The organism is Gordonia phthalatica (assembly GCF_001305675.1).
GTDB classification, from domain to species: Bacteria; Actinomycetota; Actinomycetes; order Mycobacteriales; family Mycobacteriaceae; genus Gordonia; species Gordonia phthalatica.
On sequence record NZ_CP011853.1, the window covers coordinates 2356983 to 2373338 of the forward strand.

At 68.8% G+C, this 16356-nt stretch carries 16 protein-coding genes; 9 read left to right on the top strand and 7 right to left on the bottom strand.

Going from position 1 to position 16356, the window contains the following annotated elements; genetic code table 11:
- Positions 1–94 precede the first annotated feature (94 nt).
- Positions 95–601, top strand: coding sequence for a hypothetical protein (locus ACH46_RS11070; RefSeq protein WP_062392943.1), 507 nt, complete (start codon positions 95–97; stop codon positions 599–601).
- Positions 602–667: 66 nt separating this feature from the next.
- The gene (locus ACH46_RS11075) at positions 668–1936 is read left to right on the top strand and encodes a flotillin family protein (RefSeq protein ID WP_062392944.1); all 1269 of its coding nucleotides are present in this window, start codon (positions 668–670) and stop codon (positions 1934–1936) included.
- A gap of 117 nt (positions 1937–2053) precedes the next feature.
- Here ACH46_RS11075 and ACH46_RS11080 read toward each other — a convergent pair whose 3' ends face one another.
- From ACH46_RS11080 to ACH46_RS11090, 3 genes are read right to left on the bottom strand one after another with little or no spacing between them, the layout of a single operon-like run.
- Complete coding sequence (locus tag ACH46_RS11080; protein WP_062392945.1) at positions 2054–2383, bottom strand: GNAT family N-acetyltransferase; 330 nt, start codon at positions 2381–2383, stop codon at positions 2054–2056.
- A gap of 18 nt (positions 2384–2401) precedes the next feature.
- Positions 2402–3382, bottom strand: coding sequence for a pirin family protein (locus tag ACH46_RS11085; protein ID WP_062392946.1), 981 nt, complete (start codon positions 3380–3382; stop codon positions 2402–2404).
- A 2-nt stretch (positions 3383–3384) separates the two neighbouring features.
- Positions 3385–4020 carry an LON peptidase substrate-binding domain-containing protein gene (locus ACH46_RS11090; RefSeq protein WP_226995586.1) on the bottom strand — a complete coding sequence of 212 codons (636 nt, stop codon included), beginning with the start codon at positions 4018–4020 and terminating at the stop codon, positions 3385–3387.
- A 200-nt stretch (positions 4021–4220) separates the two neighbouring features.
- Here ACH46_RS11090 and sfnG point away from each other — a divergent pair, with 200 nt between their 5' ends.
- Genes sfnG through ACH46_RS11110 form a run of 4 tightly spaced genes read left to right on the top strand, consistent with a single transcriptional unit; the run spans position 4221 to position 9082 of the window.
- Positions 4221–5393 (top strand): dimethylsulfone monooxygenase SfnG, encoded by a 1173-nt coding sequence (gene sfnG, locus ACH46_RS11095; protein WP_062392947.1) that lies wholly within the window; start codon positions 4221–4223, stop codon positions 5391–5393.
- 52 nt (positions 5394–5445) lie between these two features.
- Positions 5446–6651: an acyl-CoA dehydrogenase family protein gene (locus tag ACH46_RS11100; protein ID WP_062392948.1), complete on the top strand. Its 1206-nt coding sequence runs from the start codon at positions 5446–5448 to the stop codon at positions 6649–6651.
- A gap of 37 nt (positions 6652–6688) precedes the next feature.
- Positions 6689–7879 carry an acyl-CoA dehydrogenase family protein gene (locus tag ACH46_RS11105; RefSeq protein WP_062392949.1) on the top strand — a complete coding sequence of 397 codons (1191 nt, stop codon included), beginning with the start codon at positions 6689–6691 and terminating at the stop codon, positions 7877–7879.
- An 18-nt stretch (positions 7880–7897) separates the two neighbouring features.
- The gene (locus ACH46_RS11110) at positions 7898–9082 is read left to right on the top strand and encodes an LLM class flavin-dependent oxidoreductase (protein WP_062392950.1); all 1185 of its coding nucleotides are present in this window, start codon (positions 7898–7900) and stop codon (positions 9080–9082) included.
- Positions 9083–9088: 6 nt separating this feature from the next.
- Here the strand turns inward: ACH46_RS11110 and ACH46_RS11115 are convergent, their stop codons facing one another.
- Complete coding sequence (locus ACH46_RS11115) at positions 9089–9493, bottom strand: VOC family protein (RefSeq protein WP_062392951.1); 405 nt, start codon at positions 9491–9493, stop codon at positions 9089–9091.
- 40 nt (positions 9494–9533) lie between these two features.
- Positions 9534–10214, bottom strand: a complete 681-nt coding sequence (locus ACH46_RS11120) for a VOC family protein (protein ID WP_226995587.1) — start codon at positions 10212–10214, stop codon at positions 9534–9536.
- 90 nt (positions 10215–10304) lie between these two features.
- Here ACH46_RS11120 and ACH46_RS11125 point away from each other — a divergent pair, with 90 nt between their 5' ends.
- The 3 genes from ACH46_RS11125 (at position 10305) to ACH46_RS11135 (ending at position 13901) form a co-directional block, all read left to right on the top strand.
- The gene (locus tag ACH46_RS11125) at positions 10305–12026 is read left to right on the top strand and encodes an alpha/beta hydrolase (RefSeq protein WP_062392952.1); all 1722 of its coding nucleotides are present in this window, start codon (positions 10305–10307) and stop codon (positions 12024–12026) included.
- A gap of 85 nt (positions 12027–12111) precedes the next feature.
- Positions 12112–12963, top strand: a complete 852-nt coding sequence (locus ACH46_RS11130; protein WP_062395275.1) for a crotonase/enoyl-CoA hydratase family protein — start codon at positions 12112–12114, stop codon at positions 12961–12963.
- Positions 12964–13154: 191 nt separating this feature from the next.
- On the top strand, positions 13155–13901 hold the full coding sequence (locus tag ACH46_RS11135) for a class II aldolase/adducin family protein (RefSeq protein WP_417935299.1): 747 nt from the start codon (positions 13155–13157) through the stop codon (positions 13899–13901).
- Between the two features lie 33 nt (positions 13902–13934).
- On the opposite strand, the gene ACH46_RS11140 is transcribed toward ACH46_RS11135, so the two are convergent.
- Complete coding sequence (locus tag ACH46_RS11140; protein ID WP_062392954.1) at positions 13935–14405, bottom strand: nitroreductase family deazaflavin-dependent oxidoreductase; 471 nt, start codon at positions 14403–14405, stop codon at positions 13935–13937.
- 3 nt (positions 14406–14408) lie between these two features.
- Positions 14409–16352, bottom strand: a complete 1944-nt coding sequence (htpG, locus tag ACH46_RS11145; protein WP_062392955.1) for a molecular chaperone HtpG — start codon at positions 16350–16352, stop codon at positions 14409–14411.
- Positions 16353–16356 lie beyond the last annotated feature (4 nt).

Here is a 16356-nt window from a genome sequence, read left to right on the forward strand (position 1 = left end):
CGCATCCCCTGCGGCACAGGGCGTCCGACGTCCGAATGATCACATCTGCCCCGTGTGGGACACTGGTTGGACAACGACTGCTACGGGGGTATGCGTGCTTGGCATCATCCTGCTGATCATCGGCGGTGTGGGACTCGCTCTCACCCTGCTGTCCTTATTCGGGCTGGACTTCGGCGACTTCGACTTCGACCTGGGCGACGGCGGCGTCGGCCTGCTGTCGCTCGTCACGCCGTTCGCCACCGGCTTCGGTCTCCTCGGAGGCGGGCTGATGCAGTTCACCGACACCCCCACCTGGCTGGCACTGCTCGTCGGGCTCGCGACCGGAGTCGGGCTCTCCCTCGTCGCCGTGGTGGTCCTGGGCTACCTGGTGGGCTCCGAGGAGGAGCTGCCGACGCTCGACTACATCGGGTCGATGGTCCGCGTCGTCGAACCGGTCTCCCCGGGCCGGTTCGGACTCGGCGAGGTCGCCACCGCTCTCGGCGCGCAACAGCTGACGATCACCGCCGACGAAACCCTCGAACACAACGCCTCCGCGGTCGTCGTGGAGAAGATGGACGGACGCGACAGCTACGTCGTCGTCCGCTATACCGAACCCGCCTGATGACCGTCCCGCACTTTTCCACCCGGCTCGCCCGCGAGCCGAACGAATGAAAGGAACCCATCACCCATGGGAGCCATTTTCGGCGCAGTAGTGGCCATCGTGGTCCTGCTCGTCCTCCTCGTCATCCTGTTGCTGTCGCGCTACCGCGTGCCGGGAGCCGAAGAAGCGTTCATCGTCACCGGCACCGGCAAGGGACACCAGGGCAAGGTGTACCGCGGTACCGGCACGTTCGTGCTGCCCGTCGTGCAGCGCGCGACCCGCGTCCAGCTCTCGTCGGTCAAGGCCGATCTGGACACCTCGACCCCCGCCAACGACGGCATCGAGTTGAAGGTCCGCGGCGTGGCCATCGTGAAGGTCGGCGACACCCCGGAGGCCATCCTGAAGGCCGGCCCGCGTTTCGGCGACGACCTGATGCGCGTCAAGGCACTGGTCACCGAGCAGCTGTCCGGTGAACTCCGCTCGATCGTCGGCACCATGACGGCCAAGAGCATCCTCGTGGACCGCCAGCAGCTGGTGGACCAGGTCGCTCAGTCGATCAAGGAGATCCTGGGCAACCAGGGTCTCGTGCTCGACAGTTTCTCCATCAACGACGTCCAGGACTCGGACGGCCAGTACTTCTCCGACCTCGCCGCCCGTGAGCGCTCCGACCAGGCGGCCATCGCCGCCAAGTCGCGCGCCGAGGCGCACCGCGTGGCCGAGGAGAGCCGCATCGCGAACGAGCAGGCCGTCATCCAGCAGCAGCGTGAGCTGGACATCGAGCGGGAGGCCGCACGCCAGGCCACCGACCGTGCCGCCGCCGAGGCCGACGCCGTCCGGCCGCTGGTCGAGGCCGAGCGCCGTCGCATCCAGGTGGAGAAGGACAACGAGGTCGCCGAGCAGAAGGCGCGCCTGCGCGACACCGAGCTCGACGCCGAGGTCCGTCGCCCCGCCGAGGCCGAGCTGTACGCCGCTCAGCAGCGCGCCGAGGCACGCAAGGCCGAGATCATCGCCGAGGCCGCAGCCAAGGCCGAGGGCATCCGGATCACCGGTGAAGCTGAAGCCGACGCCCTCGAGAAGCGCGCCGAGGCCCTCGGCAAGCTCGACAACGTCGGTCAGCTCGAGCTGGTTCTGAGCAAGCTCCCCGACATCGTCAAGGCCGCCTCGGCGCCGCTGGCCGACGCGAACATCACGCTGGTCGGCGACTCCGTCAGCCCCATCGCCAAGGGCGCGGGATCCAGCCTCGTCAGCACCATGGAGGTGATTCAGGGCGCCACCGGCATCGACGTCGCGGGCATGATCGCCAAGCTCGGCGAGTCGAAGGAGTCGACGACCGTCGACGCCCCCGCTGCCGACTAGTCGGTCCGCCACATTCACGTGGGCAAGTGAGAAACGCCCTGAGCGTCGAAGAACGCACAGACTTCAACCCTGTGCGAACCTCGACGCCCAGGGCGTTTTACTTGATCACCCTCGGGATCAGTGCGACTTCAGGAAGTCGAGGATCTCCGGGGTCACCGGGTCGACGATGTCGGACACTTCGTCGTGCTTGCTCACGTAACGCGCCACCAACGGGCACACTGCGACCACCCGCTGTCCCGCGGCCCGGGTGTCCTCGAGAGCGTCGTGCACCAGGATCGAGCTGAGGCCGCGGCCGGCGAAGCGGTCGTCGAGCTCGGTGTGCGGGAAGATCCGCTGCGGACCCCGGTCGATGAACACGGTGAAGCCGGCCAGCTCGTCGTTCACGAAGATGTCGTAGCGTCCCTCCGCGTCGTTGCGGACAACGGAAGTACGGTCTGCCTCGGTCATTCTCGTCCTTTCTCAGGGTCAGCGCCGCTTGCGCGGCTTCAACCGACTGTTGGGTAGTGGCGGGGCGGGGATCCATTCGTCGGCTCCCCACCCGCCTACTGTTCCGAAACGCTCGCCACGCGCCTGCCATTCCTCGCGGTACCCGACGATCTCGTCATGGTCGCGTCCGACGAAGTTCCACCACATGATGATGTCCTCGTCGAACGGCGCCCCGCCCAGCAAGACCACGCGGGCGACCGCGTCGGTCGGGTTCGCCAGTTCCAGCCGCGTGGCACCGGGACCGACGTAGGCCAACGACGCGCGGCCGATCGCCACACCGTTCACGGTCAGCGCCTCGGTGTCGAGGAGGACGCCGTGCTCGAAGGTCGTATCGACGTCGACGACCGCCGTGGCGCTCGGATCGATGAGGAGTTCCGCGCCCAGCAGCGGCGTAGCGGTGGTGATGTCGGCGGTGGACCCGCCGAGGGTGCCCGCGAACACCTTCATGGTTCCCGCTGGGGCACCCGAACCGTCGGTGAGGTCGACAGCGGGTGGCGCGTAATGCTGGAAGCCGTTGTGGCCGTCGCGCACCGCATCGGGCAGTGCCACCCACAGCTGGACACCGTGGAGCATCTCGACGCGCTCGGTGGAGATCTCGGAGTGGCTGATCCCGTATCCCGCGGACATGAGGTTCATCTCGCCGGGCAGCACCATCGCCTCGACGCCCGCACTGTCACGATGCTCGATCTCGCCTTCGAAGAGCCAGCTGACGGTCTGCAATCCGGTGTGCGGGTGCGGGATCACCTGCATGCCGCCGGACTGAGAGACCGGTTCGGGACCGTAGTGGTCGGCGAAGCACCACGCACCGACCATCGAGCGGTCCCGCGTCGGAAGGGTCCGGTTCACCTGCATCGCGCGCACGCCGCCGAGTGGGACCAGGCGCGGCTCGATCACCTCGACGCCGTCGACGGGGTCTCCCCCGCATTCCATCTCGGCCGGTTCGGCCTCCACGTTGCTCATGCTCATCCCTTCAATCGGAACCGCAGCGCCGCGATCAGGTCGTCGAGCGCCGTCTCGATCACCTCGACGCGGGTCGCCGCGTCGGGAGCGGACAGGACGCTGTGCCGGTCGGCCGGCCCCAGCGGGAGGTCGGAGGCGGCGCGGAACGACGCCTCGACCGGGTCGTCGGTCTCGTATGAGACCGGTTTGGTCAGTTGGGAGGCGATCCACTTGAGCTGCGGGTCGCGGCGGCCGCCCTGCCCGCACAGGAGGCGCAGTTGAGCTCGCCGCTCCAGCAGGACGGTCCAGTCGATCTCCTCGCCGACCGCATCGACGAGGTCGTCGACCATCGCCCGCGGATACGGATCGTCGGGAAGCCATTCGTGAACCGTGATTCGCGAGATCCCGTTGCACAGGAGGGAGTACCGGCCCGGCCCGGCCTGGGTGATCCGGGCGATCTGCGCGACGGTCCCGACCATCGCGCGGACGTCGCCGCCACCGACTTCCGACCCGCGCTCGATCAGCACGGTGCCGAACTGTCCGCCCGCGGCTTCGACGTCGGGAACCATTGCCGCATAACGGGGTTCGAAGATCCGCAGGGGCAGCTGCTCACCCGGGAGGAGCACCGCCCCGAGCGGAAACATCGGCATCTCCCTCATGGCGATCACAGTACCCGTCGGGTGTTGCACCCATCCTGATTCGAACGGTTGTCGGTGCGCACCCGTGCCAGCAGACTGGGTTCCGTGCTGATGCAGATGTGTTCGCCCACTCGATGTCGCTGACCGACCCACGTCGGCAGTCCCGGCCGCTCGGCCGTTCCCCACCCCTTCTACTTCCCTTCAGCGGAGGTCTATTCGTCATGCCCGAAAACCGTTCCGAACGGCAGCTCCACGCCGCCGCCCAACCCCTCCAGTTCGCCTACTGGGTCCCCAACGTCTCCGGCGCTCTCGTCGTCTCGAAGATCGAGCAGCGCACCGACTGGGGCTACGACTACAACCGCGTGCTCGCGCAGCTCGCCGAGAACAACGGCTTCGACTACGCGCTCAGTCAGGTCCGCTACACCGCGTCGTACGGCGCCGCCTACCAGCACGAGTCCACCAGCTTCTCGCTGGCGCTCCTTCTGGCGACCGAACGGCTCAAGGTGATCGCCGCCGTCCATCCCGGACTGTGGCATCCCGGCGTCCTCGCGAAGTTCCTCGCGACCGCCGATCACCTGTCGGGCGGTCGTGCCGCGGTGAACGTGGTGTCGGGCTGGTTCAAGGACGAGTTCACCAAACTCGGCGAGCCGTGGCTGGAGCACGACGAACGCTACCGGCGCGCCGAGGAGTTCATCACCTACCTGCGCCGCCTCTGGACCGACGACCACGCCGAGCTGGCGGGCGACTTCTACCGCCTCCACGACTTCGATCTGAAGCCCAAACCGCTCGACGTCCCCGGTCGCCCGCATCCCGAGATCTTCCAGGGCGGCAACTCGACGGCCGCCCGCGCGATGGCCGGTCGCGTGTCCGACTGGTACTTCAGCAACGGCAAGGACTTCGACGGGATCACCGAACAGGTCAGCGACGTGCTGACCGAGGCCGCGCTGCACGACCGGACCGTCAAGTTCGGTCTCAACGGGTTCCTCATCGGCCGGGACACCGAGACGGAGGCGCGCGACGTCCTCCGCGAGATCGTCGACAAGGCCGACCGCGAGGCCGTCGACGGGTTCGGTGCCGCCGTCAAGCAGGCCGGCTCGTCGACGTCCGACGGCAAGGGGATGTGGCAGGACTCGGAGTTCGCCGACCTCGTCCAGTACAACGACGGCTTCCGCACCGGTCTGATCGGCACGCCCGAGCAGATCGCCGAGCGGATCGTCGCGTACAAGACCCGCGGCGTGAACCTGCTGCTCCTCGGCTTGCTGCACTACCACGAGGACGTCGTCTACTTCGGCGAGAAGATCCTGCCGATCATCCGCGATCTGGAGAACGACCTCGCCGTCAGCGGCCGCCTGGAATCCGAACTCGCCCGCCACGGCGTCCTCACCGCCGGCTGACACCCACGCCCTCATCCACCGACATCCACGTCGAAGAGTCAAAGGACCTCTCATGACCATCACCGAATCCACCGCCGACACCGCGACCCAGTTCGAGGACGCGCTGCGGCGCGCCGACATCGTCGCGGCAGAGCTCCGTGCGACGGCCGCCGAGCGCGACCGCGCCAACAAGGCGCCGATCGCCGAGATCGAACTGCTCCGCGAGGCCGACCTGCTCCAGGTCGGCGAGCCCGTAGCGTACGGCGGCTCCGGACTGAACTACGCGCAGTCTCAGCAGCTGACCCGGCGGATCGCGCGCGGCGACACCTCCATCGCGCACCTTCTCGGCTACCACTACGCGCAGCAGCGGATCCCCCACCTGTTCGGGACGCCCGAGCAGGCTGACGCCCTCTCGCGCCGCAACGCTCATTTCAAGACGTTCTGGGGCGGCGTGCAGAATCCGCGCGGTGCGTCGGGTCTCGAGCTGACCCGGGAGGGCTCGGGCTTCCGTCTCAGCGGGCGCCGCACCTTCGCGTCCGGTGCGAGCGTCGCCGATCAACTCTCCATCACGGCGGCACTCGACGGGGATCTGGTCTTCCTCTCGATTCCGGCACGCCGGGAAGGCTTCACTCCACTCGGCGACTGGGACAACATCGGTCAGCGACTCACCGACTCCGGCGGCGTCGTCTTCGACGACGCCCGGATCGAGCGTGACGAGATCCTCGGCGACGATCCGCTCACCGGCCGAGTCCCGAACGCCTACCAGACACTGGTCACGCCGCACTGGCAGCTGGCCTTCGTCAACTTCTACATCGGCACCGCGGAGGGCGCGCTGGAGGAGGCGCTGGACTGGACCCGCCTGCACGCATCGCCCTGGGAGACCTCGGGTCTGGATGCGGCGACCGACGATCCGTACATCCTCGAACTGATCGGCCAACTGCAGTCGGAGGTCCGGGCCGCGGCCCTGCTCGCCGACCGGGCCGGTGACGCCCTGCAGCACGCCCTCGACATCGGCCCCGCGCTGACCGCCGACCAGCGGGCCGAGGCGGCCGTCGCGATCGCCGAGGCCAAGTACGTGACGACCAAGGTCTCGCTGGACGTGGCCTCCCGCCTCTTCGAGATCCAGGGCGCCCGCGCCACCACCACCGAGCACGGCTTCGACCGTCACTGGCGCAACCTGTGGACGCACACCGTCCACGATCCGGTGGCGTACAAGGCGCGCGAAGTCGGCGACTGGACCCTGAATCGTCGCGCCCCGCAGTTCACGCTCTACAGCTGATCCGCACCCCTCAACCAGTGAAAGCGAGTCCCAGACCATGACCTCCGTCCTCCGACCGGCCGCTCCGGAGAACAGTGCGGCCCTCCGCGACGCGCTGTCCCGGATCGTGCCCGACATCGCGGCCTCGGCATCTGATCGCGACCGCGACCGGGTGCTTCCCCGCGCCGAACTGGATGCGCTGTCGGAGGCCGGTCTGCTCGCGATCACTGTTCCCGCCGACCACGGCGGTCGCGGACTGGGCATCGGGGCGGCGGTGACGATCACCGCGGAGATCGCCGCCGTCGACCCGAGCCTGGCCCAGATTCCGCAGAGCCACTTCGTCTTCCTCGACGCGCTGCGGCGCGTCGGGCCCCCGGACCTGGCCCGGGAGGTGTTCGGCCGGGTGTTGCGCGGAGATCGGCTCGCCAACGCCCAGACCGAACGGGGCGGCGCCACCGTGCTCGACGACGCCACCGCCGTGGTCGCCGGGCCGGACGGTCTGCGGTTGACGGGCGCCAAGTACTACTGCACGGGCTCGGTCCTCGCCGATCTCCTCGCGGTCCGCGCCGTCGGACCGGCCGGCCGCGTCCTGGTCTATCTGCCCGCCGATGCTTCCGGCATCACGATCGCCGACGACTGGGACGCCGTCGGACAGCGGACCACCGCGTCGGGCACCGTCACCTTCGACGACGTCGCCGTCGAATCGCACCGGGTGGTCGACTTCGACGCCCTCTTCGCCCGTCCGACCACCTACGGGGCGCGGGCCCAGATCCTGCATGCCGCCATCGACGTGGGCGTCGCTACCGGGGCGCTGGCCGCCGGGGCCGAGCTCGCACAACGCGCACGGCCGTGGTTCGAGGCCGGGACGGAGCGGGCGGTCGACGATCCGCTCCTCCTCGGCGTCGCCGGTGAACTGGAGCTGACCGTCCGAACCGCGCGAGCCCTCCTCGACGCGGCCGTCGCCGCGATCGAGGCCGCGGAGGCCGCGGGCGAACCCGCCGACCTGGTCGCCGAGGCGTCACTGGCGACGGCCGCGGCGAAGGTCGCCGCCGGGCGTGCCGCCCGCCGCGTCGGCGAGGCCCTGTTCGACCTCGGCGGGACCCGCGCGGCGGCCGCGTCGTCGAACCTGTCGCGGTACTGGCGCGACGCCCGCACCCACACCCTGCACGACCCCGAGCGATGGAAGCTCGCCCACCTCGGCCGGTGGGCGTTGACCCGCACCGCACCGCCGGTCCACGGCAACATCTGATTCAAGGAGACATTCGACATGACCCCGCAGTCCGGCTCGCTGAAGCTGCACTGGTTCCTGCCCACCTATGGCGACTCCCGCTTCATCGTCGGCGGCGGCCACGGCATCCCGAAGGGCGCGGCGCACGGCGACCGTCGGGCGTCGATCGGCTACCTGGCGTCCATCGCCCGTGCCGCCGAGGACTTCGGCTTCACCGCCGCACTGACACCGACCGGCGCGTGGTGCGAGGACGCCTGGCTGACCACGGCGATGGTCGCGCGCGAGACCGAACGGCTCGGGTTCCTGGTGGCGCTGCGCCCCGGGCTGGTGAGTCCGACGCTCGCCGCCCAGATGGCGGCCACCTTCAGCAGGCATGCGCCGGGACGACTCCTGCTGAACGTCGTGACCGGAGGCGAGTCGCACGAGCAGCGCGCGTACGGCGACTTCCTCGACAAGCCGGCGCGTTATGCGCGCGCCGACGAGTTCCTGAGCGTGGTCCGTCGGTTGTGGAGCGGCGAGCGCGTCTCCCTCGACGGCGATCACCTCCGCGTCGACGACGCGGCACTCGCCACCCTGCCGGCCCCGGAGATCCCGATCTACTTCGGCGGATCCTCGCCCGAGGCCGGCCCGGTGGCGGCCCGCCACAGCGACGTCTACCTGACGTGGGGTGAGCCGCCCGCCGCGGTCGCCGCCAAGATCGAGTGGATCCGCAGGCTCGCCGAGCGAGAGGGCCGGACCGTGCGGTTCGGCATCCGATTGCACACCATCAGCCGCGACACCTCCGACGACGCGTGGCGCGAGGCCGGACGGTTGCTGGGCGCGCTCGACGAGGACACCGTCCGCGCGGCGCAGGCCGGTCTCGCGCGCAGCGAGTCGACCGGGCAGGCATCGATGCGCGACCTGCACGCGGCTCATCGGAGCGACGGCTCGTGGCGCGACCCGCGAGCGCTGGAGGTGGCGCCGAACCTGTGGGCGGGCGTCGGGCTGGTGCGCGGCGGCGCGGGCACCGCGCTGGTCGGCAGCCATCGCGAGGTCGCCGACCGGATCGCGGAGTACGCGGCCCTCGGTATCGACGAGTTCATCTTCTCCGGCTACCCGCACCTCGAGGAGCTGTACTGGTTCGGCGAGGGAGTGATCCCGCATCTCACCGAGCGCGGCCTGTTCGTGCCGCCGTCGAGCAGCGCGCAGACGACGAGCGCACCCTTTCTCGCCGCCGCCCGCTGAGCCGGACTACTCGCCGTCGCTGACCATCCAGCGGATGCCGAACCTGTCGATGAACATGCCGAAGCGGTGGCCCCACGGCGCCATCGTGAACGGGGCTTCGACGGTCGCACCGTCGGAGAGCCCGTCCCACCACGCCTGCGTGGTGTCCGCGTCGGGACCGTTGATCGACACGGCGATGTTCTGGCCGCGCGGCGCGTCGACGCCTTCCGGGGAGTCCGCCGCCATGATCACCAGACCGTGGGTGGTGACGAGGGAGCCGTGCAGGATGCGGTCGGCGCTCTCCGGCGGAGTGCCCGGCATGTCGGCGTAAGTCCGGAACGTCAGCTCTCCACCGAGCACGCCGCGGTAGAACTCCAACGCCGGGCGCGCGGTGTCGCCGAGCATGAGGTACGGGTTCAGTTGTGCTGCCATGGTGACGCCTCTCGTGGGTGATGGGATGCCGGGTGAACGGCTACTGCTGGATCAGCAGGGTCGAGGTGCCCAGTTCGGGCTGTCGGACGGTGCAGACCCGCGTCCCGGCCTTCCGACCTGTGCGGACCTCGCTGACGTTCAGGCCCGCGTCGACCAGGCGTCGCTGCTCGGCGACGATGTCGTCGCTGCGCCAGGCGATGCCCATCAGGCCGATGCCGTCGGTCGGGGAGCCTCCCCCGGCGACCACTTCGAGAACCGCCGACCGCGTGCGGAAGAACAGTTGCGAGACGCCCTTGCCCAGGTCGCGGACCAGGCGCAGGTTGACACCGAGTCGCCCGCCGAAGAGGGCGATTGCGCGGTCGGCGTCACCGACCGTCAGGACGACGTGGTCGATCATCCGGCCTCCGGCGACGCGGCCGCCGAGCCCGGTGATGCGCAGCGGCGAGAAGTCGCTCAGGGCCGCGACTTCGGTCTGCTCGTCGAGGTTCAGGCCGCGGCGTCGAAGGAGCGCGGTCGCCGCACCGACGTCGGCCACCCGGAGATCGACGGTCAGCGGTTGATCGCCGTCGGCCAACGCCACCGACCCGTTGGCGGCGGCCCAGCGGTCGTCGGTTCCGGCGCCGAGCAGGAGGTCGTAGAGGCGGGCCGCCTCGGCGCGATCGGCGACCGGAAGCGTGAGGTGCACGTCGTCGATGGACAGCGGATCCGGGATCGCATTCACGATTCCATCCTGACACAGCAGAAGCACGCAGATGCGGTGCGTGGTCGCGGTTTACAGTGAGGGTTCCCTCCCGACAGCGATAGGCCCACGATGACTGACGACGCGCCGACCCACCCCGAGACAGCTCGGGACGACGACGCGCGCAGCGCCGGATCGCTCGACCGCCTGCGGAACCTGGTCTCGGCGTACTGCGGACGACTCTCGTACGCGGGTCTGGTGCTCGGCACCGTCATGCTGTGGTTGGCGGCGACGCCGTCGCTACTCCCCCGCGGTCCGCTGTTCCAGGGTCTGGTCAGTGCCGCGACCGCCGCGCTCGGCTATGCCCTCGGCGCGTTCGGGACGTGGCTCGCCCGGTACCTCGTCTCTCGGAAGGAACGGTGGCGCACCCCGGGTCGTCCGTGGTGGATCGGCCTCGGGATCGTCTTCGTGATCGGTACCGCGGTGATGCTGTACTGGTATCACCGCTGGCAGGACGAACTGCGCGACTTGATGGGCGTCGACCGGCTCGACGGTTCCGCGTACCCGATCATCATCGCGGTGGCGGTGGTCGTCTTCGCGATCCTGGTCGGGGTCGGACAGGCGTGGGGTGCCCTGGTGCGAATGCTGGCCCGGAAGCTGAGTCGGCGCGTTCCGCCGCGGATCGCCGGCCTCGTCGCCGCGACCGTCGTCGTGGTGGTCAGCGTGTTGATCCTCAACGGTGTCGTCGCCGACTATGGGATGCGGGCCCTGAACAACACGTTCGCCGCGGCGAATGACGAGACGAACCCGGACAGCGCACCGCCGACATCGGTGCTCCGCTCCGGCGGGTCCGAGTCGCTGGTCAGCTGGGCGAGCCTCGGCAGGCTGGGACGCACGTTCGTGTCCGTCGGGCCGTCGGTCAGCGATCTGGAGACGTTCAACGGTGTGCCTGCGAAGGAACCGATCCGCGTCTACGCCGGCCTGAAGTCGGCCGACACGATCCAGCAGAGCGCCGAGCTCGCCGCGCGCGAACTGGTCCGGACCGGCGGTCTGCAGCGCAAGGTGATCGGCATCGCCGGGTCCACCGGGACCGGGTGGGTCAATCAGGCCAACCTCGACTCCCTCGAATACATGTACAACGGCGACACCGCGATGGTGTCGATGCAGTACTCGATGCTGCCGAGTTGGCTGTCGTTCCTGGTGGACCAGGAACGCGCCCGGACCGCCGGTCGCGCCCTGTTCGAGGCGGTCGACCGGATGGTCCGCAAGATCCCCGAAGCCCAGCGCCCCAAGATCGTCGTGTTCGGCGAGAGCCTCGGGTCGTTCGGTGCCGAGGCCCCGTTCGGTTCCGTCGCGACGATGAGCGCCCGCACCGACGGCGCCCTCCTCACCGGTCCCACGTTCAGCAATCAGATGTGGGCCGACACCACCGGCGGTCGCGACAGCGGCTCTCCCGAGGTCCTGCCGATCTTCGAGGACGGCGATCAGGTCCGGTTCATCAACACCGCGAAGGATCTCGACCGCCCTGCGGGTAGACCGTGGGATCGCGGCCGCGTCGTCTATCTGCAGCACGCGTCGGATCCGATCACGTGGTGGAACCCCGAGTTGATCCTGAACAAGCCCGACTGGCTGCGCGAGGGCCGCGGCGCGGACGTGCTGGACTCGGTCCGTTGGATCCCGTTCGTCACCTTCCTCCAGGTGGCGGCCGACATGGCGGTCTCGGTCGACGTCCCCGACGGCCACGGGCACAACTACCTGCGCGAGATTCCGCAGGCGTGGGCGCAGATACTCACCCCGGAGGGATGGACCGCGGAGAAGACCGCGCAGCTCCTCCCCCTCCTGCGCCGCGACTGAGCGTCACGACCACAGACGGGTTACTCGTCAGTAACCCCTTCCGGGTAGCATCGTCGACGTGACTCAGGACAACACCGACGCCGCTGTGACCGGCGCAGACGCTCCCGCGTACCGCACCCACCCGTACAAGGCGTTCACCGTGACGGTGGCCGACCACGTCGCCGAGGTGACCCTCATCGGCCCGAGCAAGGGCAACGCCCAGGGACCCGACTTCTGGAGCGAGTCGGCACCGCTGTTCAACGCCCTCGACGCCGACCCCGACGTCCGCGCCGTGGTGCTGACCGGTTCCGGCAAGAACTTCTCCTTCGGCCTCGACCTCCCCGCGATGATGGGCGACTTCGGCAAGGTCCTGGCGCCCGACGCGAAGGCGGGCCCGCGCACCGAGTTCCACAGCATGATCAAGAGCATGCAGGGTGCCGTCAACGCGGTCGCCGACTGCCGCAAGCCCGTCGTCGCCGCGATCTCCGGCTGGTGCATCGGCGGCGCCGTCGACCTCATCAGCGCCGCGGACATCCGTGTCGCCAGCGCCGACGCCAAGTTCAGCGTCCGCGAGGTGAAGGTCGCGATCGTCGCCGACATGGGCTCGCTCGCCCGCCTGCCGCTCATCATCGGTGAGGGCCACACCCGCGAGCTCGCCCTGACCGGCAAGGACATCGACGCCGCCCGCGCCGAGAAGATCGGCCTCGTCAGCGACGTCTACGACGACAAGGACGCCGCCCTCGAAGCAGCGCACGCCATCGCCGCCGAGATCGCGGGCAACGCACCTCTCGTCGTGCAGGGCTTCAAGGACGTGCTGGACCACAGCCGCAGCGCGCGGGTCGACGACAGCCTGCGCTACGTCGCCGCCTGGAACGCCGCGTTCCTGCCCAGCAACGACCTCACCGAGGCCATCACGGCGGTCTTCGAGAAGCGCCCGCCGAACTTCAAGGGACAGTAGACGACGCCACCGGGCGCACCGGACCAGCAGGCCGGGATCGATCACGTGATCGGTCCCGGCCTGTTCTCGTCCCCTGCTCGGCTCGGCGAGAGAGTATCAAGAGACACCTCATCGACTTGTCTGGAGATCGCATGACCATCGACGCATCCGCCGGCGAACTCGCTCTCGGCACCGCCGAGCAACTCGCCGCCATGCCCTTCCGCCCGCAGGATCTGTCGATCGACGACGAGCGGCTCCTCCGCAAGCAGGAGCTGGCGGGTGCGTTCCGCCTGTTCGGCAGGCTCGGCTTCGCCGAGGGCGTCGCCGGCCACATCACCGCCCGCGACCCGGAGTTCACCGACACCTTCTGGGTGAACCCGTTCGGCGTCAGCTTCAACCAGATCCACGTCTCCGATCTCATCCGCGTCGACCACGAGGGCAACGTCGTGGAAGGAGTTCTCCCGGTCAACCGCGCCGCGTTCTGTATCCACGCCGAGGTCCACAAGGCACGGCCCGACACCGTCGCCGCCGCCCATTCGCACTCGGTGTACGGCAAGTCGTTCTCGAGCCTCGGCATCCGACTGGATCCGATCACCCAGGACGCGTGCGCGTTCTACGAGGACCACGGTCTGTATACCGACTATGTCGGCGTCGTCAGCGACACCGAGGAGGGCCGTCGGATCGGCGTCGCGCTCGGCGATGCGAAGGCCGTCATCCTGCAGAACCACGGACTCCTGACCGTCGGCCAGACTGTGCCCGAGGCGGCGTGGTGGTTCATCACCATGGAGCGGTCGTGCCAGGCGCAACTGTCGGCGATGGCGGCGGGCACGCCGAAGCACATCGACCACGACACCGCGACGCTGGTCCGCAGCCAGATCGGTCACCCGTTCGCCGGCTGGTTCCAGCTCCGCCCGCTGTGGAACGAGATCATTCGTTCGCAGCCGGACCTGTTCGACTGAGCGGGCCGCTCAGTCGGCTCCCTCCGGCAACTCCTATGCGACGGGCGTCAGCCTGAACACCGGGATCGTGCGCGACGTCCGGCGCTCGTAGACGGTGAAGTTGGGCCAGACGCCCAGCAGCGTCTGCCAGCCGGCGGCGCGGTCGTCGCCGGTCAGCTCGATCGGTCGCATCGGTGTCTCGACACCGTTCACCGCGACGGTCATGGTGTCGGCGGCACGCAGATTGAACACCCACGCCGGCGTCTTGGGCCCGCCGAAGAACGACCCGGCGACGATCCAGTCGTCACCGTCCGGTGCGGTCAGCACGTGCGTGCTGTGCGGCTTCCCCGACTTGCGTCCGGGAATCGTCATCGTGATCCCCGGCAGCCCCGCGATGCGGAGCAGCCCGTACCGTCCACGAGTCAGGAAGTGGATCAGCACGTCGATCTTCACGATGTACGGCAGGTATCGGGGCAACCATTCGATCGCCCCGATACGCACCGCGACCGGAGTCAGCAGTCCCACGGATCAGCCGAGATTCTTGGTCAGGGCATCGGCGAGCAGCTTCGCGACCTCGGCCGGATCCTCCAAATCGCCGCCCTCGGCGAGGACCGCGGAGGCGTAGACCAGCTTGGCGGTGGACTCCAGGTCGGCGTGATCGTCGCTCTCCGCGTCGAACTTGCCGACCAGTGCGGTGACCAGCGCGTTGTCGGGGTTCAGCTCCAGGATCCGCTTGGAGTGCGGCACCGGCTGACCGGAGGCGCGGTACAGCTTCTCCAGCTGCGGCGTCATCGAGAACGCGTCGCCCACCAGGCAGGCAGCCGACTCGGTCAGGCGCGAGCTGAGGCGGACCTCGGTGACCTCGTCGGTCAGCGTCTCGCCCATCCAGGTCAGCAGCGGCGCGAACTGCTCCTGCTGCTTGGTCTTGGCCTCCTCGTCGACGTCGGCATCGTCGCCGTCGAGGTCGACGACGCCCTTGGCGATCGACACCAGCTGCTTGTCCTCGAAGTCGAGCCCCGACGAGACCCACACCTCGTCGACCGGGTCCGACAGCAGCAGGACCTCGATGCCCTTGGCGCGGAACGCCTCCAGGTGCGGCGACCGCTCGATCTGCGTCCGCGACTCGCCCGTCATGTAGTAGATGACGTCCTGGTCGGCCTTCATCCGCGAGATGTAGTCGACGAGCGTGGTGGGCTCGGTCTCGCTGGCTGTCGACGCGAACACCGACGCCTTCAGGATGGCCTTGGCGTTGTCGTGATCGTTGATCAGGCCTTCCTTGAACACGCGGCCGAAGTTGGCCCAGAAGGTCTGGTAGTCCTCGGGACGCCGGTCCTGCAGTTCCTGCACCGACGAGATGACCTTCTTGACGAGGCGACGGCGGATGGCGCGGATCTGGCGGTCCTGCTGCAGGATCTCGCGGGAGACGTTCAGCGACAGATCGGCCGCGTCGACGACGCCCTGGACGAAGCGCAGGTACTCGGGCATGAGCTCGGCGGCGTCGTCCATGATGAAGACGCGCTTCACGTACAGGTGGATGCCGGTGCTGCGTTCCCGCATGAACAGGTCGAACGGCGCCTGCGTAGGGATGAACAGCAGCGCCTGGTACTCGAAGGTGCCCTCGGCGTGCAGGGTGATGGTCTCGAGCGGCTCGTCCCAGGCGTGGGAGATGTGCCGGTAGAACTCGGCGTACTCCTCCTTGGAGACCTCCGACGACGACTTGGCCCACAGCGCCTTCTGCGAGTTGAGCGTCTCGTCGGCCTCCTCGACGGTCGGCTCGGGGGTCTCGCCGTCCTCGCCCGGCTCACCCGGGACACTCTTGACGACGGTCATCCGGATGGGCCAAGAGATGAAGTCCGAGTACTTCTTCACCAGCCGACGCAGCACGTTCTGGTCGGCGTAGTCGTTGACGGCGTCGTCCTCGTCCACCGGCTTCAGCGACAGCGTGATCGCGGTGCCCTGCGGGGCGTCGGCCACCTCGTCGAGGGTGTACGTGCCGTCGCCGGTCGACTCCCAGCGGGTGCCGACGGTCTCCCCCGCCTTACGGGTCACCAGCTCCACCCTGTCGGCGACCATGAACACCGAGTAGAAGCCGATGCCGAACTGGCCGATCAGGTCGCCCGCGTCCGCAGGATCCTTCTCGGCGAGCTTCTGTCGGAGCTCGTCGGTGCCGGACTTCGCGACGGTGCCGATCAGCTCGATCACCTCGTCGCGGGTCATGCCGATGCCGTTGTCGGAGACGGTCAGGGTCCGGGCCTCGGAGTCCGGCGTCAGCCGGATGTGGAGGTCGGAGATGTCGGCGTCGAGGTCCTTGTCCCGGAGACCTTCCAGACGGAGTTTGTCGACGGCGTCCGACGCGTTCGAGATCAGCTCCCGGAGAAAGCTGTCCTTGTTCGAGTAGATGGAGTGAACCATCAGATCCAGCAGCTGACGTGCCTGTGCCTGGAACTCAAATACCTGCGAGGTCAACGCAATGACT

Bases quoted from the DNA above. Each gene is read 5' to 3' on its own strand.
- ACH46_RS11100 (WP_062392948.1), top strand. From the start codon at position 5,446: ATGACCATCACCGAATCCACCGCCGACACCGCGACCCAGTTCGAGGAC.
- ACH46_RS11080 (WP_062392945.1), bottom strand. From the start codon at position 2,383: ATGACCGAGGCAGACCGTACTTCCGTTGTCCGCAACGACGCGGAGGGA.
- ACH46_RS11135 (WP_417935299.1), top strand. From the start codon at position 13,155: ATGCCCTTCCGCCCGCAGGATCTGTCGATCGACGACGAGCGGCTCCTC.
- sfnG (WP_062392947.1), top strand. From the start codon at position 4,221: ATGCCCGAAAACCGTTCCGAACGGCAGCTCCACGCCGCCGCCCAACCC.
- ACH46_RS11110 (WP_062392950.1), top strand. From the start codon at position 7,898: ATGACCCCGCAGTCCGGCTCGCTGAAGCTGCACTGGTTCCTGCCCACC.
- ACH46_RS11105 (WP_062392949.1), top strand. From the start codon at position 6,689: ATGACCTCCGTCCTCCGACCGGCCGCTCCGGAGAACAGTGCGGCCCTC.
- ACH46_RS11085 (WP_062392946.1), bottom strand. From the start codon at position 3,382: ATGAGCAACGTGGAGGCCGAACCGGCCGAGATGGAATGCGGGGGAGAC.
- ACH46_RS11115 (WP_062392951.1), bottom strand. From the start codon at position 9,493: ATGGCAGCACAACTGAACCCGTACCTCATGCTCGGCGACACCGCGCGC.
- ACH46_RS11090 (WP_226995586.1), bottom strand. From the start codon at position 4,020: ATGAGGGAGATGCCGATGTTTCCGCTCGGGGCGGTGCTCCTCCCGGGT.
- ACH46_RS11125 (WP_062392952.1), top strand. From the start codon at position 10,305: ATGACTGACGACGCGCCGACCCACCCCGAGACAGCTCGGGACGACGAC.
- ACH46_RS11075 (WP_062392944.1), top strand. From the start codon at position 668: ATGGGAGCCATTTTCGGCGCAGTAGTGGCCATCGTGGTCCTGCTCGTC.